Annotated in this window: 2 protein-coding genes; one reads left to right on the top strand and one right to left on the bottom strand. The window is 36.9% G+C overall.

Annotated elements, in window-relative coordinates:
- Positions 1 to 594 precede the first annotated feature (594 nt).
- Positions 595 to 1,281, top strand: a complete 687-nt coding sequence (locus tag Q0794_RS17975) for a lysophospholipid acyltransferase family protein (protein ID WP_298944249.1) — start codon at positions 595 to 597, stop codon at positions 1,279 to 1,281.
- A gap of 330 nt (positions 1,282 to 1,611) precedes the next feature.
- On the opposite strand, the gene Q0794_RS17970 is transcribed toward Q0794_RS17975, so the two are convergent.
- On the bottom strand, positions 1,612 to 2,631 hold the full coding sequence (locus tag Q0794_RS17970; protein WP_298944247.1) for a transposase: 1,020 nt from the start codon (positions 2,629 to 2,631) through the stop codon (positions 1,612 to 1,614).
- Positions 2,632 to 2,780: the final 149 nt, after the last annotated feature.

Below are 2,780 nucleotides of genomic sequence, written 5' to 3'. Positions count from 1 at the left end.
AAAAGAAAATGGCAGGGTTAGATGATAAATATCGTTCAACCCTGTTGGAGAGTGGGATTAAAATGCGCTAGCCGTACTACGTCCATTCCCCCGTTGAGTTTTTCTGAATCAATGATTGCCTTTAGCAAGCTAAGGCATGGATGCCGTTGCTTGAAAGTGCTGGACACCCAATCATTGAAGTAAGCAATATCAAATAGTTACAATAAAATATTACTCAACGTGGCTACGTCCATTCCCCCATTGAGTTTTTCTGAATCAATGATTGCCTTTAGCAAGGTTAGGCATGGATGCCGTTGCTAGCTCATTTCGAGACATGGATGATAAGTGCGGGACACCCATTGACTTTAAATTGCAAAAGTACGGGACATCCACTTGTTGATATAAACGATATCAATCAGTTACGATAAAACTTTGTCCAACTTGGCTACTTCCACTCCCCCTTTGAGTTTTTCTGAATCGATTTAAGACTTTAAAAAAAAACACGGACATATATGTCCAGCACTTCCTTTATCATTAAACACCTCAATTAAACATTAGATCCTCATCTCATGTATGATGCCACCATTTTAATACGATTAAGCAATAGGAATTCAATTGACACTACACCGTATCAAAACAGCTCTCTACGCACTTTATTTAACTAATAAATTTGGTTTTAAATTAAGAGGTGAGCACAGTGCCAATGACGTCACAAAACTACGTTTAGAGTATGCAGAAACACTATTATCGCACTTAAAAATAAGCATCAACGTTGAAGGCGCAGATAAAATCAATAAGGGACAACCCTACCTTATCGTCTCAAATCACCGCAGTATTATCGACCCTTTGATAGTCGAAATAGCGCTAAAAAAAACTGGTATTAACGGTTTATGGATAGCTAAAAAAGAGCTTTATAACTCATTCTTTTTTGGCATGTTTACCAGAAATGCAGGGACTGTATTACTGGATAGAGAAGCCAAAACAATGAATGGCTTTTTCACAGAAATAAAGAAAAGAGTCAAGAGTGGTTATTCTATTTGCGTATTTGCAGAAGGCACGCGTAACCAAACAGCGGAGACCTTAGCAGAGTTCAAAGAAGGCGCACAAATTATTGCAATGAAAAACAGGTTACCTATATTACCTGTTTATATAGAAACGAACGCCAATGAAGCCTTAGAATCTTCATTGAGAAATGCTAATAAAGATCTAACAGCAAGCATTATTGTTGGTGATGTTATTGATTACAAAGATCGTTCTGATACGCTTCAAGGGCTTTATAAATCGCGGTTTGATCTTGATTAGTAGGTAATTGAATTTTTCATTTTTTGGCGAAAAAAACGCGTGGAAAAATGCGCATAAAAATGTGGACATCCATTAATTTATACAACCAAAAACAAAGCCATTTTCATTAGTCAAACATTTAAAAATGCGGACATCCATTAATTTAAACAACCAAAAACAAAGCCATTTTCATTAGTCAAAAATAAAAGTAATAACGAAAATAGTTTATTTAATCGTAAGATATATAAATTTGAGGGCGTTTGAGACAAATAATGGCTTTTTCAAATATGAAAATTTTTAGCAGTAGCTAATTGACGAGTTTATTATGTTGTGAATAGAAAAATGTACAGGTTAATGCAGTCGTAATTGATTCTTACTCGCTATCCAGCGTTTACCAGTGTTACTTGCATAAGTCGCTAATGCTTCTAACGACCCCACTGCCCCGTGATAATCTTTACCAAAATTACTGGCTAGTGATAACCAAGTATCATCATCTAAACCAAGCATTGATAATAGCCTAGGTCGTTGATTTGAAATAGCACCACGTTTATCTTCCCTTATTATTCGCCCGCTCCAATCAACTAACTCAATATAATCTAATAATGAAAATGGGATACCTGGTATGTTATTTTCATTATTATGTTGACTCTCATCACCCACAAAGCCAAATAAGGGCTTTTTAGTAAAAGTGTATTCTAGTGGCTTTTCTTGCTGTTGGGCAACACTAACTTTTTTGCAAGGTAACAGGCGTTCGTAAGCAGATGTGTATTCTGACGTTTCTACACTGACAGTCATTTTTGCTCGCACTGGATTCAAATCAACATAAGCCATGCAAGTTAATAACGCATCTTCGTCTAATAATGCTTGAGATTTAAACCGACCTTCCCAAAAACGTCCTGAGCACTCATCTTCTTTATTGGCTTTACGCGCAATGAATTCATTTAAACAGCGCATAAACCATGAAATATCCACTAATCTTCCTCTCCATCCTTCGATAATAGCTAATGCGGCTTTGTTTTCAGCCTCAGAGACTATTTGATCTGATTGCCAACGCTCAACGAGTATAGGTTTTGAATAAAGCTGACACCAACGATAACAAACCTCTTCGTGACTTAAGCTTTCGTTAAGCGCTTCGTCGATATGTAATACAAGGTGATAATGGTTAGACATGATAGCGTAGGCACAAATGTCGATATTAAACAAAGAGGCTAGGTAATGCATGCGTTCAACAACCCACTGCCGTCTATGTTCAAATGACTTTTCCGTGTATTTATCTTCTCCACACAGATAAGCTCGTCGAACACAGCGAGAAATACAATGGTAATAAGGGGTATCAGATAACGACACTTGGGATTGGCGAGATTGAGTCATAACAAACTACCTCCTAGATGCAGAAATAAGCATTTCTAAAAGATAGTCTAAGCATTACAATTATTCAAATAGATGGGTGCTGAGATGGTCACTCCACGAAGGCATCACAATGTGCCAAGATTGGATAAGTGTTCAGCAAATCAATCTAA

The sequence above is a fragment of the uncultured Psychromonas sp. genome, assembly GCF_947489755.1.
GTDB lineage: Bacteria > Pseudomonadota > Gammaproteobacteria > Enterobacterales > Psychromonadaceae > Psychromonas.
This window is presented reverse-complemented; position numbering and strand designations above follow the sequence as displayed.

Coding starts and splice junctions, on each gene's coding strand:
- Q0794_RS17970 (WP_298944247.1), bottom strand. CDS start 2,631: ATGACTCAATCTCGCCAATCCCAAGTGTCGTTATCTGATACCCCTTAT.